Origin of the sequence: Nannocystis pusilla (genome assembly GCF_020073745.1) — a bacterium.
Classification (GTDB): domain Bacteria; phylum Myxococcota_A; class Polyangia; order Nannocystales; family Nannocystaceae; genus Nannocystis; species Nannocystis radixulma.
The window spans coordinates 71,130-95,477 of record NZ_JAIRAU010000052.1 but is presented as its reverse complement, the minus strand read 5'-3'; the positions used below and the strand labels follow the sequence as shown (position 1 = coordinate 95,477).

The window sequence follows — 24,348 nt, the reverse complement described above, 5'->3', positions numbered from 1 at the left end:
CGTCCAGGTTCGGCGCTCATGCTCGCGGGTCTCGTCGCCTGCAACGAGCCGGCCGACAACACGACCGGCTTCACGACGCCGCCGATCACGACGGCCCCCGCGTCGACGACCAGCGGCGACACGAGCACCAGCGGCTCCGGCAGCTCGTCGACCAGCTCGATCGCCGGCTCGGGCGGCGACTCGGACTCGAGCGCCGCGGCGTCGAGCTCGACCACGATGATGTGGGACATGGGTCTCCCGCCGGACTTCGACACGGGGCCGCCGGTGGGCTGCCAGGGGAAGATCGACTTCCTCTTCATCATCTCGCGCCACGGCTTCATGAAGCCGCACCAGGACAAGCTCATCGCCGCGTTCCCGCAGTTCATCGAGACGATCCAGAGCCAGTTCAGCGAATTCGACGTGCAGGTCCTCGTCACGGACACAGAGCCGGAGTGGGGCTCGCCCGCGTGCGACGACGACTGCCCCGACCCGTGCGTGGAAGCGCCCGACTACCCGTGCGACTACTGGCCGACCACTTGCGACACGACGATGGGTGCGGGCGTTGTGATGAACGTCGGCCAGTACACCACCAACACCCCGTGCCTTGATGGTCCGCGCCGCTACATCACCGCCGACACGCCCGACATCCCTGCCACCTTCGAGTGCCTCGCGCGCGTCGGGACGGTCGGCTACAACCAAATCGGCAACGCGCTCGTTGCCGCGATGAGCCCCAAGCTGAACAAGGTCGGCGGGTGCAACGAGGGTTTTGTCCGTGACGACGCGCTCCTCATGGTCACCATCATCGGGCCCGGCGACACCACCGGCCTTCCGGGAGGCTCGACTGGCACCTGGCAGGAGTGGATGCAGGCCGTCGTCGAGCGCAAGGGCGGCGACTTGGACGCGATCGTGATGCTCGCGCTCACCGACGACTGCACCGGCCTGACCGACCCCGACTACCGTCTGTGCCGGATGGTCCCCGAGTTCCCGCACAGCATGCTCGAGCTTCTGACGAGCCCCGACTACGGCTCGATCTTCAAGGACGCCGCGGCCCTGGCCATCGAGACCTGCAACTCGTTCGTGCCGGGTTAGTAGGGGTGCAGCTTCACGATCCCCGCGGCGAGGGTGTCGTCAGCTTCCTGGTAGTACCCGCCTGCGAGGATGAACCCGACCGGATCCGCCGCGATCCCTGTAGCCACCTGCAGCTTGGTCTTGGCGCCCGTGTAGTTCACGACCGGATCGGTTGCGCCGCTGAACCAGCCTTGCACGATAAACCCCTCGTCCGCTTGCAGCCCTTCCGCCGCGGCGACGACATATCCCGATGGGCTTCGCGCCACGTCCATGACCCGTCGCGCCTCCGGCATGGCTTTCATGTCGACCTCCGTTGCCCCCAGGGCAAACCAACGCAAGCCACCTCTGGTGTCGTTGCAAGGAGTGATCATCGCGCCGCAGTTGTAGCCCGCCGTCACGTATCCGCCGAGTTCGTCGGCCGCCACGGCCAGATGTCCGCTGTGCCATGCGGGTGTTCCTGGGTTGACAACCTCGGCGAGGGTCATTGCTGAGAAGCTGAACTCCACGGAGAACCCGCGGTTCTGGCCCTCCTGGTTGCCCTGTTGGTGCGCACCCCATGCCTCGCCGACGACCACGATCCGGTCTTCGACGAACGCGCAGTCCCGCGTCCGCTCGCTAAACTGGTGCTCTTTGTCTGGCTCGAAGGGCGAGCGGTAGTCCCACGGTACGGTCCACGGCTCGCCGACCGCGCGTTGCAGCCGGACCCACGCGTCGTCATCGGCCTGCGTCGCCGGCCAGGTCCCGCACAGCAGCACGTCGCCGGCGTCGTTCACGTCGAGCCCGCGGCCCAGGTGCGTCAAGCTGCCGTCCTCCGGCGTCTGCCCGAGCGGCAGCCCCTCGTCGTCTAGGTGCCAGAGCTGCCAGCGCCCGAAGCCGTTTTCGTAGACGTTCACGAGCACCCAGATCGTCCCGTCCGGGGCGAACCTGACGTCCTCGCCGACGCAGTCAGACCCCTGGGCGATCCAGCGCGAGTCACCGATCCACACGGGCACGCCCTTGTCGTCGCGCCGGCGGAGGAAACACTCCTGGCCCTGCGGCGTCGCGTGCGTGAACAGCTCCAGCACGTCGCCCTGGTCGTCGACGTCGACTGCGTTGCCGTAGCTCGGCACGAGCGGGCTCTTCTTCAGCCACAACTCTCCGCCGGCGGCTGGCGCCACCACCGTGAACGTGTCCGTCCGCGGCTCGCTCGTCTCCGCGTCCCGCGCAGCGATCGCCTCGACCACGTGATCGCCGTTCCACGACTCGCCGAACACCGCGATGTCGCCGGTGAACAGCGTGTCGCTCACCGACGCGAGCGCCACCGGCTCGCCTCCGTCGACGGTGATGGTCACCACGTCGGCGTGCTCGACCTCCACCTCCACCGTGATCAACCCCGCCGATTCCAGCAGCTTGGGCGCGACCTTCATGTCCGAGATCGTCGGAGGCAGCGCCTCGCCCGGCTCGGTGGCGGAGCTACTCGCCGTTTCACCGGCGGTAGGCTCGCCAGGCGTGGGCTCGTCGAGCGTCGTCGTCATGACGCTGGGGGCACTGGTCCCCGTAGTCTCCGGCTCGCCGCCTTCGGTGCTGTCGGTCTCGTCCTGGCACAGGCCGAGCGCGCAGGGCCCCCATGGGCTCCGTTGGTAGCAACCCGTCAAAATTTGCGCGAGTGCGACGCCCCCGAAGACCCACCTCGAGCACACGGCCATGACGCCCGCGAAGATAGCAGAGCTCCTCGTCCTTGTCAGTCGCGGAGGGTCGAGATACGGTGACGCCGTGGCCGCTGCGCATCCCCCTGGCCGGCGACTCTGCATCATCGCGTGCTGCAGCATGACGGTGCTCGGACCGTCGCGACCAGCTCGCGCGAGTGAGGAGAGCATCTCCCGCCGCGAGCACCGAACCTGCGTCGAGCTGCGCGACGCCGGCAAGCTCGCCGAGGCTGCCCCGCACTGCCGGGCCGCCTACGACGCGCTCCCCGACGACACGCGCGAGCCCCCGCTCAACGCCCGCTCGCTCATCGTATTCGACGGCTACAACACCTACCTGGAAGCCTTCGAGGCGACGAACGACATCGTGTTCCTCTGCGCCGGCGAGGAGCTGCTCACCGAATACCTCGCCTACCTCGACGCGCGCCTACCCGCCGAGGCGCGTCCCGACGACCGCCAGGACGCGCAGAAGGATCTCGCCGAGCTCGCGGCCCGACGCGGTGATCAAAAGTGCAGCGAGCCGGTGGTCGAGCCATTGCCCAGGCAGGAAGACCTCTTGCCGGTCGTCCTGCGGCCGCAGCCACAGCAGGAAGCGCCGCCACCGACGCCGGGCAGCGGCCTACGGATCGCCGGCGGCGTGACCCTGGGCACCGGCATTGCTCTCGGGCTCGTCGCGGCTGGAGCGCTCGCCTACGGCGCGCGCATCAGGGACGAGCGCGACAGGCTGACGAACGCGCCAGAACCCGTAGGACCCGAAGGTCACGCCCTCGCGGATCGTCTCGATGGCCTCGGCACCCGCGCCAACCGGCTCGCGGTCGGCACCGCGATCACCTCCGGTGCGGCCATCGTCACCAGCATCGTCCTGCTCGCCGTGGACGCGCACCGTCGTCGCGGGCAACGGCTCTCCATTGCCCCCGTCGTATGGCCCGCCGGCGGCCACCTCTCGCTCCGGTTCTGATCGTCATGAAGACCAAGGCCGTCTGGTACCCGCCGCAGCAAGCCCCCGACCCGGAGCTCGCGGTCTTCACCACCGAGTTCGCCGAGGACACCGACCGGACCGGCAAGATCCTCAACAAGCGCTACAAGCTCATCCGCCGGATCGGCGCCGGCGCCACCGCCAGCGTCTACGAGGCGCGCCATGAGAAGACCGGCGCCCGGCTGGCGGTCAAGGTGCTGCGCCGCGACCTCTACGAACCCCTGCGCGACTTCTTCGGTCAGGAGGGGCGGATCGCCGCGCGGCACAACTGCCCGCACCTCATCCAGGCCATCGATCTCGGCGAGGTCCGCGGCGCGACCTACACCGTGTTCAACTTCGCCGAGGGCAAGCCGCTCCGCCACCTCGCCGGCAACAGCGGCCCGGTGTCGTCGACGCCGCTGCCCTGGCAGCGCTTGTGTCGGATCATCCTGCAGGTGCTGGAAGCGCTCGCCGTGCTGCACAAGAGCGGCATCGTCCACCGCGACCTGCACTCCTCGAACATCCTCGTCGACGAGTCGCGCGACGACTTCACGGTCGTGATCGACGTCGGGTTCGCCGCAGTCATGCTCGCCGGCAACAGCGGCCCGGTGTCGTCGACGCCGCTGCCCTGGCAGCGCTTGTGTCGGATCATCCTGCAGGTGCTGGAAGCGCTCGCCGTGCTGCACAAGAGCGGCATCGTCCACCGCGACCTGCACTCCTCGAACATCCTCGTCGACGAGTCGCGCGACGACTTCACGGTCGTGATCGACGTCGGGTTCGCCGCAGTCATGCCCGGCCGGCGCATCACGCAGGCACCCGAGCCGACGCGCACCATCTACGGCATGCACAGCTACGTCGCCCCGGAGACCCTCGCGGGCTGCCCCCCGGACCCACGCATGGACGTATACAGCGTCGGCGTCCTGATGTTCGAGCTGCTGACCGGCCTCGAAATGATCGACTACGGCCGCAGCTTCGGAAACCTCGCCGTGCCGCCGCTCCGCGTCCTCGCGCCCGGCTACGACATCCCCGAGGCCGTGGACGCAATCGTGCTGCGCGCGCTCAGCGACGTCAGCGTGCGGTTCGCCAGCGCGGAGGAGATGGCCGCGGCCATCCGCGCCGCGCTCGCCGAGGTCGAGGCTGACGCCGAGGCGGCGACCCGTCGTCGCGTGCTGCGGCCCGCAGCAGTCATCGGAGCGGGCGGGGCGATCATCGGCGGCTTGCTGGTCGGCGGCTTGCTCCTCGCTACCCAGCCCTCCACCGCAACGCTCGCAGCGATGAACAGCGAGCCGCCACGCCGCGACCTCGAGGTGCATCCGCCCGCGAGCGGTCCGGCCCAGCCGGTGGTGCCCCAACCCTTGGCGCAAGAGCCCGAACTACCTCCCCCCGCGCCGCCGGAGGAAGCACCGGCCGCGTCCCCCCCGACACCCGCGCCGCTCGAGCCCTCGACCGCGTCAGCCACCATGACGAGCGTCAACAGCCAAGTGGTAGGCCAGCAGGCGCGGCACCGCGTGCAGGTGACCGCCGAGCAACGACTCATCCGCAAGGCCCGCCGCAGCATCCTCGAGTGCAATCCGGACGGCGTCCTCGCCAACGCCGCGGTCGTGATCAAACGCCTCGCCAACGGCTCGGTCGACGCGACATTCAACGGTCGCAGCGTCCAGGGCACGTTCGGCCGCTGCGTCGCCGACTATGCCAAGACCGCGGCGCTCGGCCCCGACGGCGTGTTGAAGTTCCTGCTTTGAACGTCGGCGAAAGCCGACGCGTTCGCGTACTCGGTCATGGCTTCTTCCGTTTTCTGCCAGAATTTCGGCCCGAGTCTGGGTCGGGCACCCGAAGCTGGAACTCCTCTGTACCCCCCGCATCAATGACATTGAACAGTTCGGACGAGACGTTCGGCGCGCGACGGGACTTGCGGGCGATCGTGACGGATCGGTTGTCCTCCAACAGGGACTCGATTATGTGTTCGAGCCGCTCCACCGCCGTATCTCGAGCGCCGATCCAGCCCCCACGGACGAGGGCAACAAACTCCGTATTGCTAAGGTAACGGTCCGACGTCTCGTAGCCTATTACCTCAGCCCCTCGGGGGCTAGCAGTGCGAGGATCTTCAAGCAGCCTCCGCCAATGCTCGACTGAGAAATAGATACCGGGCACCAGATCGGACGGGGTATCCGGTTCGCAACGATGGCAAAGTTTGTAGAACACGCACTCAGGCCCCAGCCGATAGTCCCGCACGTCCATTCTGTCTCCTCGCGCGTGCAGAACGCTTTGCACGGCCAGCATTTTCTTGCATTGATCCTTGTCTCGGTCGACCAGACGATACGCGGCCTTCGGGCTCTTGACTCTGGGGTCGTTGTTAATATTGAACAGTTTATACTGGACAAATATCGCCGACTCGAACGAGTCCGCCAGATATATGAGATCAACACCTGTCGTCGTCTCCCGTCGTGTGCGGTTTACGTTGACGACGTGGAGTTGCTCGCCCGTCTTGTTAGTGAACGTGGCAACACCAGAAGGGCTCTCACGCAAGCAATCGAGCCCTGGGAATTTTGTCACATCATAAGAAATATATGCATCTTCGATCGCTGCCTTCTGAGCAAATTTCAAGACTGCTGGATTTGGCTCATCCGGAAGGGTCGATGGAATCTTTGCGAGAATCGACCGCCGATCCAACCCGCTCAGTTCGCTAGCTAAGCCCAAAGCATCACGTTCGAGGCGGTATACTTCTTTTGCTTGAGTGTCCTGAGGCTCATCAGTAGCTTTGACCTTGCGCTCCAATTCCTCGAGGTCGCGTCGAGCGGTCGAGCAGGATTTAAGGTATTCCCAAAAGAGGGACCATGACGAGCCTGTGAGGATGCCTTCCTGCGCCAGTGAAGCCATGATCTTACTGGCGTCCGCGGTTCTCATCCTTTCGAAATGACGTGAAATCGCTGCCGCAGGGATGTTCAAAGGCACAGTCGAGTGGACTCGTATCCGGCGCCCGCCCGTCACTCCATGGCCAGTGGACTGCAGTATCGCGGCGAAGAGGATGGTCCCTGCAAAGAACGCGACTGCAAGCATGCGTCGCGGGCCGTCAAATGTGACGATGGTCGTATAGGTCCGATTGACCCTCAGCGCGCGTTCGATGCGCCCGTGCAGAGCGGGATCGATAACAAGAACCGCGCCGATGGCGTTCGTTGCCATGGTAGATCTCGTCCGCCAGCTTATGCCCTATTCTGCACGAAATGCACGCTGTCCTCGGTGAACTTGTAGAATACGCGCGCCTTGCCGGTGCCCTCACTCCGATAGACCTTGATGTGGTGCGCGGCGGACGGGAACTTGTGCCGCTCCAGGTCATTAGTGCCGATGAAGCCCTTAGCACGGGTGATCTGGGTCTTGTCGGCGTCCCGGTATCCGTCGATGTTTAGGGACACGTGGATGGCGAGTGAGCCGGGGCCGTTGGGCTCGATAGTCTGGATGTAGTCGATCAGGAACTGAGGTAGGGCCTCTGGCCCGACGGCCGTCCGGAGCTTTGATAGCGTGTCCACGCCGGTCTGGTCGCCCTTGATGATCGTGTCGATGCGCGGATCCCAGTCGAACACTTTGAATGCCATTTCACCTCTATCGAGGGTGACCGTGGAGCGGTCGATGCTGGCGCTCGCCGCGACGGTGACCCTTCTGCCTGCGAGCCACACCGGGGCACCTAGGTCACTGTTGATCGTCTCTAGGGCGAGTTTATGGAAGATGAAACACTTTCGCCAGTCCGCGTACAGAGTGGTAGGGATCGTCAGCTCAAAATGCTTGAGGTAGCCACCCCGGGCTCCAAACATACGGGCACGCTGAATGTATGTGTCTTGCTGCAACTTCGTCGTCACGTCGCGCGTGAAGAACATCGAGAGTAAGTTCGGGAACGTCACCCCACGAGACACGATGTTTCCGCCAATGATGATCGTGAACGGCGACGTGGGGTCGGTGGCGTTCTCACCAAGCCGCTCACGCTCGCTGTTGAGGACAGTGAGACTAATCCTCTGCCGATTCAAGACGACATAGCTAGCAACAGTATGCACATCGGCGGCCGGATAGAGCTTCGCGGCCTCTTCCCCGATCACGGCCATGAGCGCAGCGAATGCGGGGCTCATGGGGTCCTGAAGTGCGTCCACAGCCTCTTCGATGGTCTTCTGATCTTCCTTGTGGTCCGCTTTCTTCCCGCTAGTATGGACTAGCATGGTCCAGTTCTGCTCGCCCTTATCCGTATGCGTGTTTAGGTAACTCGCGGTCACCAAGAACCGGACGAGAGCAGCCGTAGCGTCGGCAGCGCTCCCACCCTGCCCCAGCCGGGTCAGGCGGTATTGGACCCGCGACATCTTGAGCGGGAAGAACACCTCCCATCCCGTGTAGTTGGCATGAGGCTTGAACTGGACCCACAGTTCCGTCTTGTTGTTGAACGTGTTGTTCAAGTCGAGCCGGGCGGGGGTGGCCGTAACACCGATGTAGATGCCGTCTGTGCCCAAGAGGGTAGCGACGTGCTGGTTGATCTTCGTGATCTTGCCCTGATTGATCTTCGCGTTCGGCGTGGCGAAGTCGGCTTCATCATCGATTACGATGACCTGAGTGATCCCGGCATTCGCCAGCCGTCTGATCAACTTCTCCAGATCCTTTGAGTTCTTCTTGCAAAAAACGACCATCTCGCTCGGCAGGGAGGTGGTCGTCGGCAATTCTGACAGGACCTTCGCCGCAGGCGACAGCCCGCTTTGCTTGAACCGCTTGAGGTTCTGCGCGAGCAGGTCCACGCTGTCGTTCATCAAATGGACGATGACTTTATGGCCGTTATCGAGCAGCTTCGCCGTAAGGCAGATCATCATCTCCGTCTTGCCGCTTTGCGGCTCGCCGTAGATAACGAACGACGCGCTTCTAGAACTGGCAAGGTTGCGCATCGTGCCAGCCACAGCATCCTCGATCTGCTTGGTGTCCACGGGCGGCTTTTGACCCTGGAGACGCTCGAGTTGCTTCGAATAGCGGCCATTTTGCTTCATGGCCATGGCAATTAATTCCCTAATGTTCACGGACGACGAGTTCGGGAGTTGTGTCATAAAGCACTTCCTGGTGGGTCGAGCAGAACGGAGGTTTCTCAAGCTAGGATTTCTGGAAGGTGAGAACAACCTCGCGGCGCATGCGCGCATCGAGGTGTTCCCGTGTTTGATGACTTTGCGGCGGGGGCAGGTAGCGTCTGTTGGGGGGCAACTCCCGGTCGCTTCTCTCGCTAAGTTCCAGACCCGCGAACTCCGCGACCGCACGAAGAATCTCTGACGTACCGATGTACGTCCCACGAATCGTGTTCTCGCCGATCACGTAGATGGCCTTCCCGCCCTTCACCAAGACTCGCGCTACCTCCCCAACAGACTTTCGCATGTCGTCTGTATATCGCGCCAGCATCGCGTTGTGCCGACGACTAAGGGGTGGAGAGAGCGAAAGTTTGGAAATGACGTCGAGGATAAATTTGTCCTGTTCGATGCCCGTTCTTGTAGCCTCGCTTCCGATGCTGACAGAACGCAAGTTCCGCAGATCGACTAGGCGGTGCCCCATCCAAACGAGTGTGAACTTGCTACAGCGCATGTAATCGATTGCATTCAAGTAGGGAGGAGATGTCAGGACGAGGTCGATTGTCTCTCTGCTGAACGGAAGCTTTCGAGCGTCACCGTGGCGTGGAGTTGAATGAGGCGCCTTGGTAACGACTGGGACAACGATCCCCTGAACGACTCGCTCCACGGCACTTAAAAAGCGTTCGAACGGAACAGACGGCGCAACAGTAAAAGCCTTATGTGGCCGACTGTGCGAAAGGTCCAATGCAAGAGAGCACCCCGCTTGTTTTGTGATGATCAGTCGCGAGAACGCGCACCAAAGAGCGTCGCGTACCAGAACTGAACGAACGCCCCGGATTGCGGTTGCCAAGCAAAACAGTTGTTTGCGGGCACGCGCATCAAACCAGTATCTTAGGAAATCGATGGTCTCGCGATCCGCGTCTGGAGGAAAGGCAGTGTCGGCGCGCATGCCAGGATGTAAGCGCATCGCACGTCGAAGTACCTCCTTCGCCTTTAGCCTAACGTCATCGCCTTCGACGTTCGATGTCCATACCCGTGACAGTAGAACTGCGAGCGGATCGATGTCGATACCATGGGCTTTATGGCCGCGGGAACGAGCAACAGCGAGAACCGTGCCGGAACCCATCATAGGGTCCAGGACGCGAAGAGGCTTCGGGGACGGCGCAAGGTTGTCGAGCGCGATATCTGGCGCCATGCGTGCGGGAAACGGGTGCACAGACTCGCGGCCTAGAATCTCTCGGATGGTCTTTCGCTGAGTTGCCATGGGCGTTGGGCTGACGGCGTCGGGGCGCTTGGGAGGGTAACACAAACGCGCGGACGAGGGCCGTGGTCGAAGCGACCGGCCGGACGCAGGAGCACCGCTCGACGATGCCGGCTCCTCGGGTTCGACTTTCTCCCGGACCACGCACCGCTAGTGCCGTTGCCATGGGCGAACGCGCGGACGAGAGTTGGAGCAGGCTCGATGCTTGACTGCCACGCTGCGATCGAGGCGACCTTCTGCGCCAGCGAAGTTCGCGCTGGACCCTGGACCAACGAAGTTCCAGTCGTGGGTGGCGTGCTGGTCGCGTCCGTCGATGCCGCGGTCGGTCCGCGCACCCCAACGCTGCCGTACAGCGCGCAGCGCAAGGGCAAGGTCCAGTCTGCGCCAGGCAGGTCGCTCCGAGTGCAGCGCCTGAAACTACTCTAGCGAGCTGGGGGATGAGCCAGCGATCGTGACGGTGGTTGAGCTGACCGAAGGGGCAGGTGCTGCTCAGAGGCGCGCATGCTTTTGAGGCGCCTACTGGGGCCGCCTGGGGAATGGGCATCCCTCACTGAAGGGTGCTGCGGCGGCCGCACGGCCGCGCGGCCAGGCCGCTCGGCGATAGAAAATACGGCGCATCGAGCGAAAACGCGATCTCCCTCCACGGGACGAATTTGGGTCGTTCCTGGTTCGATTTCTCGAACCGGCGGATCAAAGTGCCGTTTACGCGAGAATTGGGCCCGTTAGCGGGCCATGTAGACAGCAACGGCAACGCCATCGACGGCGACGGCTGCGCCACCACCTGCCTGCTCGAGGGCCAGGGCGCCTGCGGCGACGGCGTCCTCCACCCCGGCGAGGAGTGCGACGACGGCAACGGCCAGGACGGCGACGGCTGCACCGCCAATTGCACGCTCGAGGGCCAGGGTCTGTGCGGCGACGGCATCGTCCAGCCGCAGAACGGCGAGCAGTGCGACGACGGCAACAACGTCGGCGGCGACGGCTGCTCGGCGACCTGCACGCTCGACGGCTGACCACGCCCACCCACGGCGCAAGTTAAGAGTAGTCAAGAATCAACCCCCCCGCGCGCGCTCGACGACGAGCCGCACGCGGCGCGCCGCGCATGAATGCCTCTTCAGGTGCACCACCCCGCCGCGCGTGCTAGGCACCCTCTCGTCGATACTTCGCCCGCGAATCAGCCCGTCGCCCGCACTGTTGCGATTCGGCGGGCATCGTCGCGACGGTTGATCGGTGATTCTCCGACGTGCCCGTGTTCATCGACTGCACCGGCGTGTGGACCCCTCTGCCACTCGTTTCGCGGACTGCAGACAATCGCCGTCGGGCGTGCTTCACTGTCGTCATGCACACGCCTCGTGAAGATGGGGGGTCGACGGCGACTCACCGCGTCCCCTTCGTGCTCGTCGGCTTCGACCGCGAGCTGCGGGTCTGCGAATGGAATCACCGCGCCGAGCAGCAATTCGGCCACGCCCCGGCGCACGCGGGCGGCCGCAGCATCGCCGACCTCGTGCCGCTCGCCGGCGGCGACTGGCGCGACCTCTGGACCGACCGGGACGACGCCGCCCCGGTGTGGCTGGTCCACGCCGACGGCCGCACCTTCGAGTGGACCGTCGCGCCCGCGCGCGCCGGCGACGGCGTCGCGCACGTCGTCTGCTACGGCGCCGACATCACCACGCGGGCCGCCGCCGCCCGGGAGAGCGAGCTCGAGCACGTCATGCTGCGCGTCCTCGTCGACAACCTGCCGGTGGTCGTCTGCGCCTACGCGGCCGACGGCACCTACGTCTACGTCGGCGGCCAGGGCCTCGCCGCCACCGCGATGACCCCGGAGCAGATGATCGGCAAGAACCCGCTCGAGATGTTCAAGGACAATTCCGACTCGCTGGAGTTCATCCGCCGCGGCCTCGCCGGCGTCCCCACGCGCATGACCGTCGAATCCCTCGGCCGCTGGTGGGACAGCTGGCACATCCCGGCCCCCGTCGCCAGCCGCGCGGCGATGGTGAGCATGTCGCTCGACGTCACCGAGGCCCACGCGAGCGAGCGCGAGCTGCGGACCAAGCTCGACCTGATCGAGCGCCAGCAGCGGGTGATCCGCGAGCTCTCCACCCCGATCATCGAGGTGTGGGAGGGCGTGCTCGTCATGCCGATCATCGGCCTCGTCGACAGCATGCGCACCGGCGAGATCATGGACAGCCTGCTGCAGAGCATCGGTCGCCTGCGCGCCCGCTTCGCCATCCTCGATCTCACCGGCATCGAGGTCGTCGACACCGCGACCGCGAACCACCTGCTGGCGATGATCCGCGCCGCCCGGCTGCTCGGCGCCGAGGGCATCCTCACCGGCATCCACCCCGGCATCGCCCAGACCATCGTCACCCTCGGCGTCGACCTGCGCGGCTTCGTCGTCCACGCGACCCTGCGCCAGGCCCTGAGCCACTGCCTCGCCGCCTCCGGCGATGTCCGTCACGCGTAATCGCCGGGCCTCGAAGACATGTCCATCCGGACATGTCCTCTCGCACTCAGCGCTCGCGCACGACCTCGGGCCCGCGCGCCGCCAGCTCCGCCGCCAGCTCGGCCGACGCCCCCGTCCCGCGCAGGTCGAGGCGAGCGAGCCGCGCCAGCCACGGCGCCGCCAGCAGCTCGGCCAGCGCCTCGTCGGCGAGCGCCGGCCCGTGCGTCACCGCCAGCGCCTGCACCCCGCCGAGGTCGCGCTGCTGCGCCAGCTCGGCCAGCAATTCGCCCGACTCGAGCCCGCGCAGGGCCAGCTCGCGCAGCCCCGCGAACCGCTCGCTCGCCAGCGCCGCGCCCAGCGCCCCCTCGTCGCGGCCGTCGACCACGGCGGGCCCGAGCCACAGGTCGAGCCGCTCCAGCGCCGGGAACCGCGCCTCCACCAGGACCGCCAGCGGATCGTCGTCCGGCTCGGTCACGTGCATCAGCAACGTGCGCAGCCCGGGGTGGCCGCCCGGCGGCAGCAGCTCCCAGCCGCGCTCGCCCACCAGGTGCAACCATTGCAGCGCCGGCAGGCCCGCCAGCGCCGGCCCGACGCCCTGGCAGAACCCGCTCGTCGGCGGCAGCACGGCCGGGAACACGCCGACGTGCAGCCGCTCGAGCCTCGCGAGCCGCCCCGCGTGCCGGCGCAGCAGCGGCAGCGGGTCGCAGTCCTCGAACGGGATGTCGCAGCCGTCGACCGTGTACTCGCTGCAATCGTGGAGGATCAGCGCGCGCACCCGCGGCGCCCCGCGATCGCGCAGCAGCGCCGCGAGCAGGCGCAACCACGTCGCCTCCGGCTCGTCGGCCCAATCACCGGGCGGCAGCTGGGAGACCGACACCAGCCACGCGATCTGCTCCGGCAGCGTCAGCCCGATCTCGGGGTCGTAACAATCGACCACCTGATCGAGATAGCGCAGCACTTCGCCGGACGGAGCCATGTCCCGCGACGATAGCGCATGCGGCCGCCCGGGCGCAAATGCATCCGCCCGCCGGCGAGCGCGGAGCCGTCGCTGCGCCCGCGCGCCGCCGCAGCTTCGCCGTCACGAGCAGCGCGACGCGCAGTCGGCGTTCTCTGTGTCGTATATGCCCGCGAGGGGCTCGGCCGGGCCAGGGCGACGCGCCAGGTCTCCGCGATGAAGGCCACCCGCCGCCGCTCCGCTGCGGCCGCTCTACCAGGCGCTCGGCGAGCGCATCGGCGGCGAGCCGAATCGGGCTGGCATGAATGTCGACAGTCGACAGGGCAGCTCCCGCGCGATTTCGTCGGAGCCGGGCGGGCGGGCCGCACGACGCAGCGCCGCCCTCGCCTTGCGCCGCGTTCATGTCCGTCGCTCGCGGTGCACTCGACCCTCCTCGCCACGGAGCCCGACGTACACCGCAGAGAGAGCCCGCGGGCGAGTTCGCACCGTGCGGACGCCCGGCGCGGTCGCATGGTTCTCCCGCGGAGGAGAGTCATGAGTATCCAGGAATATATCGGACGTGCACTGGGCCTGTCGCTCGCGCCAATCGCGTTCCTCGCCAGCGCGATCCGGCGTGACCCGATCTTCCACCCCGACGGAGTGATCTATCGCGCCGACGTGCGGGCGACCGCGAAGGACACCCTGCTCAAACCGCTCGCGCAGCGGCTCGCCGGCACCGCGCTCGTGCGCCTCAGCGGCGCGGTGTGGTCGTGGCCGGCGGGGCGCCGCCGCCCCGACATCCTCGGCATCGCGCTGCGGGTCCGCGGCAACAAGGAGGTCACTCCGCGCCTGCTGCCCGGTGACCAGGATCTGCTGTTCGTCACCGCGGGCTCGCTGCTCGGCGTCGCCGTCGCCGCGCTGGCCACGGACACCGGTGATTTCCTCGACAACCGCTACCACACCCTCGTGCCGTACCGGCTCGCCGGCGTCGGTCGCGTCTACCTCCGGATCGTCACGCCCAAGCCTGCGCCGGCCGGCCCCGATCGCCGCCAGCGGCTCGCCCTCGCCGTCGCGCAGGGCAAGGCCGAGCTGGAGCTCGAGCTGCAGGCGCCCGACCTGGGCGACGACTCCTGGCGGCCGCTCGCCACCGTCGAACTGCGCGAGCAGCTCGAGATCGAAGACGACGCGATCGAGTTCAATCCCGGCACCTCGGCGATGGGCCTGGTGCCCGTGGGCGTGCTGCAGGCCATGCGCCCGGCGATCTACGCCGCGAGCCAGGCCGGCGCCCGTCTCACGCGAACGTGACGCCGCCCGACCCACGACCGCGAATGACGGCAGCGCCGCCGTCATTCGCGGCAGCGTCGGTCCGCCTCAATGATGGCAGTCACGATCGCGGCGTGCGGCCGCCCATGCGCAGCCCGAGCCCGACCCCGAGCACCGGCGCGAGCAGCACCCCCTGGGCCACGCGCCGCCGCAGGCCCGCGAGCTCCTCGGTGCGCTGCAGCGCCGCGAGCCAGCCGTGGGCCAGCTCGCGCAGCGAGCCCCGGCTGGCGCGCATGAACACCTCGAGGAACAGGTCGGAGGCCCAGCGCGCCGCCGGCGAGGCCTCCGCGTGGGGCAGCGCCTCGAGCCAGGCGCAGTACTCGGGGCGCAGCGCGCTGAGGCGGGCGCCCTCGCGGATCAGCTCGAGGTAGCGCCGCGACGGCGTCCGCTCGCGCTGGAGCCGGCGCCCGGGGGCCGCGACGAACACCTCGGCGGGCACCTCGCGTCCGTCGTAGGTGATCACCCGGACCTGTTCGCGGACGTAGAAGCGGTCGCCGCCCTCGCTGCCGATCAGCGCCGCGAAATCCACGGCGCGCAGGTGCAACAGTAGCCCGTGGACCTCGCTCCCGGGGTCGCGACGAATGCTGGCCATCGCCGGCTCCGCCGGCGGCACCCCGGGCATATCGAACACCAGACGCCAGCCGCACAACGTCCCGGGCGTCAGCGCAATCGGCGACAACTCGGCCCGCGTCGCGCGCCTCTGCGGGTGCAGGTTGGAGCCGTAGGCGAAGTACCAGACATCTCCTGAGGATCGCGATGTCGTGTCGGCCACCCCCCGTTCCACCACGGCCGGATGCTATCAGTTTTGCCGCCACGCCCCATAGCGCGATCGTGCACCCCGCGCCCGCTGACCGCGGATCGCCGCGCGTGTATCATGTTTCCGGTGTCGCTCCACGGTTACATCACCGTCGAGGTCCTCCACGAGGGGATGAAGTCGGAGGTGCGCCGGGCCACGCGAGTCGCCGACGGCCGCCTCGTCATCCTCAAGGTCCCGCGGACCGACGGCGTGACGCATCAGCGGCTCGCCGAGCTGCGCCACGAGTACGACGTCGCCGTGCGGCTCAAGCTCGGCGGCGTCGTCCAGGCGCTCGCGCTCGAGGAGCGCGGCCTGCCGTTCCTCGTGTTCGAGGACTTCGGCGGCCTGTCGCTGACGCAGTGCTTCCCGTCCAAGGTCGGCGTCGGCAGCTTCCTCAACATCGCCCTGCAGGTCACCGAGGCGCTGGCGGCGATCCACGAGCACGGCGTGATCCACAAGGACATCAAGCCGGCCAACATCATCCTCAACCCGCGCACCGGCGAGGTCAAGCTGACCGACTTCGCCATCGCCTCGCGGCTCGCCACCGAGTCGGTCTCGCTCGCCGCGCCCGATCGCCTGGTCGGCACGCTCGCCTACATGGCGCCCGAGCAGACCGGCCGCGTCGGCCGCGGCATCGATCAGCGCGCCGACCTCTACGCCCTCGGCGTCACCTTCTTCGAGCTGCTCACCGGCCGGCGCCCGTTCGCCCAGAGCGACCCGATGGAGCTCGTACACGCCCACCTCGCCCGCAGCCCGCCCGAGCCTCACAGCATCGAGCCCGGCATCGGCCGCGAGCTGTCCGCCATCGTCCTCAAGCTGATGGCCAAGAACGTCGACGAGCGCTACCGCAGCGCCCACGCGCTCCGGGCCGACCTCGAGTACCTGCGCTCCACCCTCGGCGGCGACGCGACGCCCGAGCTCGTCCCCCCCAGGCCGCGCCGCAGCGCCGAGTTCCGCCTGCCGCAGCGCCTCTACGGCCGCGCCGACGAGCGCTCCCGCCTGCTCGCCGCCTTCGAGCTCGCGGCCGCCGGCGCGCGCGCGCTGGCCCTCATCTCCGGCTACTCCGGCACCGGCAAGTCGGCCCTCGTCCACGAGCTCCACCAGCCGATCGTCGCCCGCCGCGGCAACTTCATCGCCGGCAAGTTCGATCAATACAATCGCCACCCGTTCGCCTCGCTGCTGCAGACCCTGCGCCAGCTGGTCGAGCTCGTGCTCGCGGGCACCGCCGGCGACGTCGAGCGCTGGCGCCGGCGCCTCGTCGACGCCCTCGGCGCGCAGACGGCCGTGCTCGTCGACACCCTGCCCGACCTCCAGCACGTCGTCGGCGAGCAACCCCCGCCGCCGCCGGTCTCGGCCGCCGAGGCGCAGAACCGGCTGCACCTCGCGGTCCTGCGCTTCATCGGCGTGTTCGCCGACCGCGACCACCCGCTCGTGGTCTTCCTCGACGACTTGCAGTGGGCCGACGGCGCCACGATCCGCCTGCTCGTCGCCCTGATGAACGACCACGACCTGCGCCACGTGCTCGTCATCGGCGCCTATCGCGACCACGAGGTCGACGTCGGCCACCCGCTGCGCAAGGCCATCGCCGAGCTCGACGCCGTCGGCGCGACGATCGAGCGCATCGAGCTGGCGCCGCTCGGCCGCGGCGAGGTCGCGGCGATCGTCGCCGACGCGCTGGCCGAGCCGGCCGCCGCGGTGGCCGACCTCGCGGCGGAGATCCACCAGCGCACCGAGGGCAACCCGCTGTTCGTGCGCGAGTTCCTGCGCGTGATCCACGGCGACGAGCTGATCCGCTTCTCGCCCGAGCTCGGGCGCTGGACCTGGGACCTCGCCGAGCTGCGCGCCGCCAGCATCCCCGACGACGTCGCCGAGCTGCTGCTCGACCGCGTGCGCAAGCTCGGGCCCGAGGTCCGCGCGCTGCTCACCTGCGCCGCGTGCATCGGCGTCGGCTTCGACCTCGAGACCCTCGCCGCCGCCTCCGGCCGCCCGACCGACGCGATCGGACCCGCGCTGTGGGAGGCGATCCAGCGCGGCCTCGTCGTCCCGATCGACCCCGAGTACCGCCTGCTCCCCTACGGCGCCGGCGGCCAGCTGCCCAACGTGCGCCTGCGGTTCCTGCACGATCGCGTGCGCCAGGCCGCCTACTCGCTGCTCGACGCCGACGAGCTCCCGCGCGTGCACCTCGCTATCGGCCGCCACCTGCTGGCGACCGCGGTCGTGCGCGACCGCTCCGAGCTGCCGGCCGCCGTCTCGCACCTCAACCTCGGTCGCGCGCACCTCGAGGGCCCGGGCGAGCAGCTCGAGCTCGCCGCCCTCGACCTCGAGGCCGGCCGCCGGGCCAAGGCCGCCACCGCCCACGACGCCGCACTCGGGTTCTTGCGCGTCGGCGCCGGCCTGCTCGGCGAGGCCCACTGGCGCACGCACTACCACCTGATCCACGCCCTCCACCTCGAGCTCGCCGAGTGCGAGTACCTGTGCGGCGACTTCGCCCGCGCCGAGCAGGTGTTCGACGTCCTGCTCGAGCGCGCCGCCTCGCGCCGCGACGCCCTCGCGGCTCGCTCGCTGCGCGTCGTCCTCTACGTCACGATCGGCCGCTCGGGCGACGCGCTGACCACCGGCGTCGCCGCCCTGCGCCTCGCCGGCCTCGACGTCCCCGACGGCGACGACGCCCTGCGCGCCGCCGCCGAGGCCGAGCGCGCCGACCTGCAGCGCCGCCTCACCGACGCCCCGATCGCCGCCCTCGTCGATCGGCCGCGCGCCGCCGACCCCGAGTTCTGCTCCGTCATCAAGCTGATCACCGACCTGCTCGCCCCGGCCCAGCTGACCCGCCAGCCGCTGTTCGAGTACCTCTGCCTCAAGCAGATCAACCTCAGCCTCGAGCACGGCCACGCCGACGCCTCGCCGTACGGCTACCTCGTCTACGCCTTCTACCTCACCACCTCGCGCGGGGCCGTGCGCCTGGCCCACGAGTTCGGCGAGGCCGCGCTCGTCGTCAACGACCGCCTCGGCAACGCCGACCAGGTCCCGCGCCTGAGCTTCGTGTTCGGCTCGATCCTCCACTACTACCGCCCGCTGCCCGAGGTCCTCGAGTACCTCGAGCGCGCGCGTTACCACGGCCTCGAGACCGGCGACTACATCTTCGTCTCGTACGCCTGCTCGCACTCCGCCATCGTCCAGTTCGGCGCCGGCGCCCCGCTGCGTTCGCTCGCCGCCCAGACCGACGAGTACCTCCACCTCATGCGGCGCACCCGCGTCGCCTCCTCGACCGCCGCGCTGAGAGTCGTGCGGCGCCTCGTCGCCTGCCTGCAGGGCGAGACCGCCGGCCCGACCAGCCTCGGCGGCCCCGAATTCGACGAGGACGCCTTCTTCGCCGCCGCCGAGCGCGACCGCCTCACCTTCGCCACCCTGTGGTACTGCATCGCCAAGCTCTACCTCTGCCTCGTGCACGGCGAGCTCGACGCGGCGACGCGGTGGATCGCCGCCGCCGAGCAGCGGCTCCTCAATTCCTCGTGGTACCTCACCACCGAGCTCGCCTTCTACGCCGCGCTCGTCCACGCCGCGATCGCCCGCCGCGGCGGCGACGAGGCCGCGCCCGCGCGCCGGCGCCTCGACGAGCTGCGGGCGCGTTACGCCGCGTGGGCCGACTCGTGCCCGGACAACTTCGCCCACAAGCTGGCGCTGATCGACGCCGAGCGGTTTGCCCTCGCCGGTGACGCCCTCGCCGCGATGTCGGCCTACGACGCCGCGATCGCCGGCTCGCACCGCGGCGGCCACCTCGGCACCGAGGCCCTCGCCGCCGAGCTCGCGGCCGCCTTTCACGTCCGCGGCGGCCGCGACAGCCTCGCCGCCGGCTTGCTCGCCGACGCCGAGGCCGTGTGGCGCCGCTGGGGCGCCGTCCCGCGGGCCGACGCGCTGCTGGCCGTGCACGGCGAGTTGCTCCGCACCTACTTGCCGCGCGCCGTCGCCAGGCCGCTCGCCGCCGGCGAGTCGCTCGAGACCTCGATCGTCACCGCCACGTCGGTCGACCCGCGCCTCGACCTCTCGAGCGCGATCAAGGCCGCCGAGACCTTCGCCGTCGAGGTCGACCGCCCCGCCCTGCTGCGCAAGTTCATGGCGATCCTCGTCGAGAACGCCGGCGCCGAGCGGGGCGCCCTCGCCCTCGCGCACGGCGGCGGCCTCGTGCTCGTCGCCAGTTACTCCGCCGAGCACGGCGTCGTTTTGCACGACGACCTCCCGATCAGCGAGGCCGACGTCCCCGCCGGCCTCCTGCGCGTGTGTCAGCGCAGCGGTCGCGTGCTCCTGCCCGACGACGTCGACAGCAACCCCAGCCTCCTCGGCGGCTATCTCCTGCGCGTGCGACCGCTGTCGCTCGCGTGCTTCCCCCTGCTCAGCCGCGGCCAGCGGATCGGCGCGCTCTACCTCGAGAACCGCGCGATCTGGGGCGCCTTCACCCCGCACCGGCTCGAGATCTTGCGCCTCCTCACCACCCAGCTGGCGATCGGCATCGAGAACGCGCGCATGTTCACCGCGCTGCACGAGGCCCGCCGCTCGGCCGAGGAGGCCAGCGTCGCCAAGAGCCGCTTCATGCTCAACATGAGCCACGAGCTGCGGACCCCGCTCAACTGGATCATCGGCGCCTCCGAGATGCTCGCCGAGGAGGCCGGCGACGACGGCCTCGACGTCATCGCCCGCGACCTCGACAAGATCTCGCGGGCCGGCCGCGGCCTGCTCGCCATCATCTCCGACGTCCTCGACATCACCCAGCTCGAGTCGGGCCGCCTCGTGCTCGCCGCCAGCAGCTTCTCGATCGCCGACGTCGTGCGCGAGATCGTCGAGGCCCACACCCCCGAGGTCGAGCGCAACCACTCCACCCTGCGGGCCCACCTCGACCCCGCGCTCGGCGACGTCGTCAACGACCGCACCAAGCTGGTCCAGGTCATCGGCAGCGTCGTGCGCAACGCCGCCCGGTTCACGGAGCGCGGCACCATCGACCTCCGCGTCCTCCGCCGCGGCGACCGCCTGCTCGTCGAGGTCGCCGACACCGGCATCGGCATGAGCAAGCAGCAGAGCACCACGATCTTCGACGCCTTCAGCCAGGCCGACGACTCGCCCACGCGCAAGTACGGCGGCATGGGCCTCGGCCTCGCCATCTGCCGCCGCCTCTGTCAGCTCATGGGCGGCTCGATCTCCGTCGTCAGCGAGCTGGGCGCCGGCTCGACCTTCACCATCGAGCTCCCGCTCGTCGTCGGCCCGGTGCGCTAGCGAGGCCGGCGCTTGCCCGCCAGGAACGCCTCGCCCATCGGGCCCGATGCCCGATCGGACATATGTTGATACCCCGCGCGAACCCGCCGGAGCGACCGCCTCCCTTCGCCGCGTCGCATCGGTGGCGGAGAGCGGGAATGCGCACCGCCGCGGTGGTGCGCCGCGGTGCACACCCGCGTGCACGCGGGATCCACCTGTCCTCATCGCCAGGTCGCGCCGCAGCATGACCGGGCCGCTCGGCCGCAGGCATGTGTCGCCCGCGAGCACCACAGCTGCCCTGCCGGCCCGCCGCCGCCCTCGTCGTTCGCGGCTACGGACGCGCCGGATGGAAGGCTTCGGCCGCCGGAGCTAGGATCCTGTGCTCGTAGGAGGCTGCGCATGACCGTCTCGACCAGGCCCGTCGGGGTCCATCACGTCTCGATCACCGTCAACGACTTCGACCGCTCGCGAAAGTTCTACACCAGGCTGTTCGAGATCCTCGGCGGTCAGGTCCTCATGGACGTCGTCGGCCCTCCGCACAAGCACGACGGCTGCCGCATGATGCTGCTCGCGGCGCCGGGCTTCGCTCTCGGCGTGTGGGAGGCCGCGCCCGAGCACCGCGGTCGCGCCTTCGACCGCTACAGCGTCGGCCTCCACCACTTCGCCATCGCCCTCGACTCGCGCGCCGCCGTCGACGAGGTCCACCGCCGTCTCGTCGCCGACGGCGTCGAGATCCTCGACGCTCCCGCCGAGTACCCCTACTCGCCCGGCTACTACGCCCTCTTCTTCTCCGATCCCGACGGCATCAAGCTCGAGCTCGTGCACGCCTAGCGACCAGCCGCGAGGCGCCGAATCGGCGTGCTCCGCTCCTTCGCCTGAAGCCGCCCGGCGTCGAGGTGCCCGGCGGCACCTCTTCGTCGACCGGGGAGGGCGCCGGAGCGCTCGCCCCATTCGGGCCACCCGGCAGCGTGAATGTCCGGGGGCCGCCGGCGGGTACGCGGGCGAGCCGCCCGCCCGGAGCACCGCGGCCGTGCAAGCGGCGAGAGCGACGAGCGCTGCGCCGTGGCGCGACGGGTCGGATCTGCCGCGTCCGTGTCGTCGCATTCGCCACCGGGGCGGGTCGAGCGAGGACCATCGAACCCGAGCTCGCTCGACAGGGTGTGCATTCGGGTTCAACCTCCGGGCAGGTTGACACCATGTTGAGCATTCATACGTTCCTCAAGGCTCAGGCCGCGCTGCTGGGGCTACTCGCGTCGCTCGGCGCGCCCGATCGGGAGGGTGATGAGCCGTTCGACGCCGGAGACAGCGGGGCCGAGCCCGAGCTGGAGTCCGAGCCCCTGGAAGCGAAGCCCCCCAAGGGGTTCGCCATCGAGAGCGTCACCGTCGGCGGTTCGGGCTGTCCGAACGACAGCGACGTGACCGTCGAGAAGAAGCGGTTCCGTGCGGTCTACCATACAATGGTCCTCAAGAACCCGCAGGGCCCGGCCCTCCAGTCCACCCATTGCGTGGTGAGCCTCTCCCTGCGGATTCCCGAGGGCTGGCAGTTCGCGCCGGCCGAGGTCGGGATACGAACCTCCGCGGACCTCGCCGATCGAATCACCGCCCGGGTCACCTCGAAGTACTTCTTCGCCGGCGACCCGCTCTCGGTCACGCTCAAGCGGGAATTCAGGGGCAAATACGACGACGAGGAGGTGCACTTCGAAAAGATCCCGGAGGACTCGCTCGTATGGTCGCCGTGCGGCGAGCCGACCATCTTCGCCTTCAACGCCAGCCTGCAGCTCAACGCGACCAAGAACGAGGACGGAAACGGCGAGGTGCGCGTCAAGGCGCAGCGGATCTCCAGGTGGCGCTGGCGAAAGTGCTGACGCGCGCCGCCTCGTCCGAGCTCGCAGCCGCGCCACGGGGCAGCGCTCCGCGGCGCCGACGCGCGTGACCCCAGGTCGTCGCGCGGCCGCGGCAGCGGCTGTGCTGCGGGCCGCGCAATGGATGGAAGGAGCTAGACATGCTGATCCTCGACACTCTCGCCAAATTCCCGGCGTACCTCGTCGGCTTGCTGGGGTCGCTCGCTCCCCCGGGCGGTCCGTCCGGGCTCGACGCGCCACCGGCGGGCGAGGTAGTCGCATCCGAGCCCGAGCCCGATCCCGACACGATGTACATCGAGGAGGTCGTGGCCGAGGGCACGGGCTGCGACGACGAGGACAAGTACTCGGTGGTGATCGACTCCGACAAGAACAGCTTCATGATCATCTACAACGACATGAAGCTGACGAACTTGCCCACCGACGAGAATCACCTCAAGAGCAAGAATTGCCTCGTCAGCGTCCGCCTCCACATCCCCGGGGGCCTCCAGATCGCCATGGCGAGCGTCGTCTCGCGCGGCAGCGCGACCCTCGCGGAGAAGGTCACGGCGCGGGCGACGTCGCGTTACTGGTACGCCGGGGACCCGGTCGGCAGCCGCGACGGCCTCAGGTTCACCGGCCCTCACGACGATGTCTTCGACTACCACCGCGACGTCCCGCTCCATTCGCTGGTCTGGTCGCCGTGCGGTGAACCGGCCGTGTTCGCGCTGGACAATCTGCTGTCCCTCAACGCCACGAAGAACCCCGAGGAGGAGTCCGAGATCATGCTCGTCGACACCGATGTCGGCTTCAGCCAGCTCGTCCGCTGGAAGATTCAGGAGTGTGACTGACCCGGGTCGCGCCGCGCGGCCGCTGTGCTGCGCTCAGCATCTCCGCCACCGTAAATGGTACCGCGTGTTGAACCTGCCGTCGGTCGCCACGGTGTTGAAGAACGCCTCGCCGGCGGGGTTCGCCTGCGCGTCGAGCTGGAGCCGGCTGTCGATGACGAACACGGCGGAGCCGCCGCAGGAGGACCACCAGCCCTGCGACCAGAACGGCAGGTGGTCGGCGAGGTCGTAGTGGCCGTCGAAGCCGGCGGGGAGGTCGCGGCGGATGCGGATCGCCGTGCCACCGAAGGAGTACTTCGACGTCTGTCGCGCGCGGATCCCCGGATCGAGGTAGGCGTAGCCTCGCGTCACCACGGTCGCCACCGACACTTGAACCCCCTGCGGGATGTGGAGCTTGAGGGCCAGGCTGCAGCTCGTGGATTGCAGCGCGCCCCCGGCGGGAGAGGGGTGCGCGAGGGCCATCCTGCTGTAGCTGACGAGGAAGCTGCGCCGGTTCGACGCGACCGTCGAGGAGACCGTCCCCTTCGGACATCCCGGGCCGAAGACCTCGATGTCCTCGACATAGACGTCATGCAAGTCGGCGGCGGTGACGTCGGGGTTGTCGACCAGCGCCAGGGGGTCCAGGAGCTCGGCTCGAGCGGCCTCCGGGTCGTCGGCCAGCTCCGGCGGATCGATGTCCTCCGGGCCCGCGAGCCACGCGAGGACGCCCAGGAGCGCGGCCTGAAGGGTGTGGAACGTACTCTGGATCGGCATTCTCGTCTCCTCTCAGCGCATGAAAGCGGGCGAGACATTGAACGCGATCCCGTGCGTGGTCGAGCGGACTCCAGGGCGGGTGTGCGGCGAATTGCTCCGGCGAGCGACCGGCCGCGGAGAGCGGGCGGCGGTGAGGCGCGCGCACGGGCGAGGCG

Annotated in this window: 17 protein-coding genes; 10 read left to right on the top strand and 7 right to left on the bottom strand. The window is 68.5% G+C overall.

Features of this window, described 5'->3' with window-relative positions:
- The first annotated feature begins 18 nt into the window (after positions 1 to 18).
- Positions 19 to 1,068: a hypothetical protein gene (locus K7C98_RS37110; protein WP_224196621.1), complete on the top strand. Its 1,050-nt coding sequence runs from the start codon at positions 19 to 21 to the stop codon at positions 1,066 to 1,068.
- Here K7C98_RS37110 and K7C98_RS37105 read toward each other — a convergent pair.
- Positions 1,065 to 2,561, bottom strand: a complete 1,497-nt coding sequence (locus K7C98_RS37105) for a hypothetical protein (protein ID WP_224196620.1) — start codon at positions 2,559 to 2,561, stop codon at positions 1,065 to 1,067. The two genes, K7C98_RS37110 and K7C98_RS37105, sit on opposite strands and share 4 nt — an antisense overlap.
- 292 nt (positions 2,562 to 2,853) lie before the next feature.
- Between K7C98_RS37105 and K7C98_RS37100 the strand changes: the two genes are divergently transcribed.
- The gene (locus tag K7C98_RS37100) at positions 2,854 to 3,687 is read left to right on the top strand and encodes a hypothetical protein (RefSeq protein WP_224196619.1); all 834 of its coding nucleotides are present in this window, start codon (positions 2,854 to 2,856) and stop codon (positions 3,685 to 3,687) included.
- A 5-nt stretch (positions 3,688 to 3,692) separates the two neighbouring features.
- Positions 3,693 to 5,426, top strand: coding sequence for a serine/threonine-protein kinase (locus tag K7C98_RS37095; RefSeq protein WP_224196618.1), 1,734 nt, complete (start codon positions 3,693 to 3,695; stop codon positions 5,424 to 5,426).
- Positions 5,427 to 5,460: 34 nt separating this feature from the next.
- On the opposite strand, the gene K7C98_RS37090 is transcribed toward K7C98_RS37095, so the two are convergent.
- From K7C98_RS37090 to K7C98_RS37080, 3 genes are all read right to left on the bottom strand, one after another.
- Positions 5,461 to 6,864: a hypothetical protein gene (locus K7C98_RS37090; RefSeq protein WP_224196617.1), complete on the bottom strand. Its 1,404-nt coding sequence runs from the start codon at positions 6,862 to 6,864 to the stop codon at positions 5,461 to 5,463.
- Between the two features lie 20 nt (positions 6,865 to 6,884).
- Positions 6,885 to 8,699: a Z1 domain-containing protein gene (locus K7C98_RS37085; RefSeq protein WP_224196616.1), complete on the bottom strand. Its 1,815-nt coding sequence runs from the start codon at positions 8,697 to 8,699 to the stop codon at positions 6,885 to 6,887.
- Between the two features lie 94 nt (positions 8,700 to 8,793).
- On the bottom strand, positions 8,794 to 9,954 hold the full coding sequence (locus K7C98_RS37080; RefSeq protein ID WP_224196615.1) for a hypothetical protein: 1,161 nt from the start codon (positions 9,952 to 9,954) through the stop codon (positions 8,794 to 8,796).
- A gap of 779 nt (positions 9,955 to 10,733) precedes the next feature.
- On the opposite strand from K7C98_RS37080, the gene K7C98_RS37075 reads away from it, so the two are divergent.
- Both K7C98_RS37075 and K7C98_RS37070 read left to right on the top strand, forming a co-directional pair.
- A complete protein-coding gene (locus tag K7C98_RS37075) occupies positions 10,734 to 11,030 on the top strand; it encodes a DUF4215 domain-containing protein (protein WP_224196614.1) in 297 nt (98 codons plus the stop codon).
- Between the two features lie 326 nt (positions 11,031 to 11,356).
- Entirely contained in the window at positions 11,357 to 12,481 is a 1,125-nt protein-coding gene (locus tag K7C98_RS37070; protein WP_224196613.1) for a PAS domain-containing protein, read from the top strand.
- Between the two features lie 46 nt (positions 12,482 to 12,527).
- Here the strand turns inward: K7C98_RS37070 and K7C98_RS37065 are convergent, their stop codons facing one another.
- Positions 12,528 to 13,436, bottom strand: coding sequence for a hypothetical protein (locus tag K7C98_RS37065; RefSeq protein ID WP_224196612.1), 909 nt, complete (start codon positions 13,434 to 13,436; stop codon positions 12,528 to 12,530).
- A 513-nt stretch (positions 13,437 to 13,949) separates the two neighbouring features.
- Here K7C98_RS37065 and K7C98_RS37060 point away from each other — a divergent pair.
- A complete protein-coding gene (locus tag K7C98_RS37060) occupies positions 13,950 to 14,699 on the top strand; it encodes a hypothetical protein (protein WP_224196611.1) in 750 nt (249 codons plus the stop codon).
- Positions 14,700 to 14,778: 79 nt separating this feature from the next.
- On the opposite strand, the gene K7C98_RS37055 is transcribed toward K7C98_RS37060, so the two are convergent.
- Positions 14,779 to 15,504, bottom strand: a complete 726-nt coding sequence (locus tag K7C98_RS37055; protein ID WP_224196610.1) for a gamma-glutamylcyclotransferase family protein — start codon at positions 15,502 to 15,504, stop codon at positions 14,779 to 14,781.
- Positions 15,505 to 15,600: 96 nt separating this feature from the next.
- Between K7C98_RS37055 and K7C98_RS37050 the strand changes: the two genes are divergently transcribed.
- From K7C98_RS37050 to K7C98_RS37035, 4 genes are all read left to right on the top strand, one after another.
- Positions 15,601 to 20,775 (top strand): AAA family ATPase, encoded by a 5,175-nt coding sequence (locus K7C98_RS37050; protein WP_224196609.1) that lies wholly within the window; start codon positions 15,601 to 15,603, stop codon positions 20,773 to 20,775.
- Between the two features lie 378 nt (positions 20,776 to 21,153).
- Positions 21,154 to 21,585 carry a VOC family protein gene (locus tag K7C98_RS37045; RefSeq protein ID WP_224196608.1) on the top strand — a complete coding sequence of 144 codons (432 nt, stop codon included), beginning with the start codon at positions 21,154 to 21,156 and terminating at the stop codon, positions 21,583 to 21,585.
- A 365-nt stretch (positions 21,586 to 21,950) separates the two neighbouring features.
- Entirely contained in the window at positions 21,951 to 22,619 is a 669-nt protein-coding gene (locus tag K7C98_RS37040) for a DUF4360 domain-containing protein (protein WP_224196607.1), read from the top strand.
- A 137-nt stretch (positions 22,620 to 22,756) separates the two neighbouring features.
- Entirely contained in the window at positions 22,757 to 23,443 is a 687-nt protein-coding gene (locus tag K7C98_RS37035; protein WP_224196606.1) for a DUF4360 domain-containing protein, read from the top strand.
- A 33-nt stretch (positions 23,444 to 23,476) separates the two neighbouring features.
- On the opposite strand, the gene K7C98_RS37030 is transcribed toward K7C98_RS37035, so the two are convergent.
- On the bottom strand, positions 23,477 to 24,193 hold the full coding sequence (locus K7C98_RS37030; protein WP_224196605.1) for a DUF4360 domain-containing protein: 717 nt from the start codon (positions 24,191 to 24,193) through the stop codon (positions 23,477 to 23,479).
- Between the last annotated feature and the right edge of the window lie 155 nt (positions 24,194 to 24,348).

Excerpts from the sequence above, each read along its gene's own strand:
- K7C98_RS37110 (WP_224196621.1), top strand. The coding sequence starts at position 19 with ATGCTCGCGGGTCTCGTCGCCTGCAACGAGCCGGCCGACAACACGACC.
- K7C98_RS37105 (WP_224196620.1), bottom strand. The coding sequence starts at position 2,561 with ATGACGACGACGCTCGACGAGCCCACGCCTGGCGAGCCTACCGCCGGT.
- K7C98_RS37100 (WP_224196619.1), top strand. The coding sequence starts at position 2,854 with ATGACGGTGCTCGGACCGTCGCGACCAGCTCGCGCGAGTGAGGAGAGC.
- K7C98_RS37095 (WP_224196618.1), top strand. The coding sequence starts at position 3,693 with ATGAAGACCAAGGCCGTCTGGTACCCGCCGCAGCAAGCCCCCGACCCG.
- K7C98_RS37090 (WP_224196617.1), bottom strand. The coding sequence starts at position 6,864 with ATGGCAACGAACGCCATCGGCGCGGTTCTTGTTATCGATCCCGCTCTG.
- K7C98_RS37085 (WP_224196616.1), bottom strand. The coding sequence starts at position 8,699 with ATGGCCATGAAGCAAAATGGCCGCTATTCGAAGCAACTCGAGCGTCTC.
- K7C98_RS37080 (WP_224196615.1), bottom strand. The coding sequence starts at position 9,954 with ATGGCGCCAGATATCGCGCTCGACAACCTTGCGCCGTCCCCGAAGCCT.
- K7C98_RS37070 (WP_224196613.1), top strand. The coding sequence starts at position 11,357 with ATGCACACGCCTCGTGAAGATGGGGGGTCGACGGCGACTCACCGCGTC.
- K7C98_RS37065 (WP_224196612.1), bottom strand. The coding sequence starts at position 13,436 with ATGGCTCCGTCCGGCGAAGTGCTGCGCTATCTCGATCAGGTGGTCGAT.
- K7C98_RS37060 (WP_224196611.1), top strand. The coding sequence starts at position 13,950 with ATGAGTATCCAGGAATATATCGGACGTGCACTGGGCCTGTCGCTCGCG.
- K7C98_RS37045 (WP_224196608.1), top strand. The coding sequence starts at position 21,154 with ATGACCGTCTCGACCAGGCCCGTCGGGGTCCATCACGTCTCGATCACC.
- K7C98_RS37040 (WP_224196607.1), top strand. The coding sequence starts at position 21,951 with ATGTTGAGCATTCATACGTTCCTCAAGGCTCAGGCCGCGCTGCTGGGG.
- K7C98_RS37035 (WP_224196606.1), top strand. The coding sequence starts at position 22,757 with ATGCTGATCCTCGACACTCTCGCCAAATTCCCGGCGTACCTCGTCGGC.
- K7C98_RS37030 (WP_224196605.1), bottom strand. The coding sequence starts at position 24,193 with ATGCCGATCCAGAGTACGTTCCACACCCTTCAGGCCGCGCTCCTGGGC.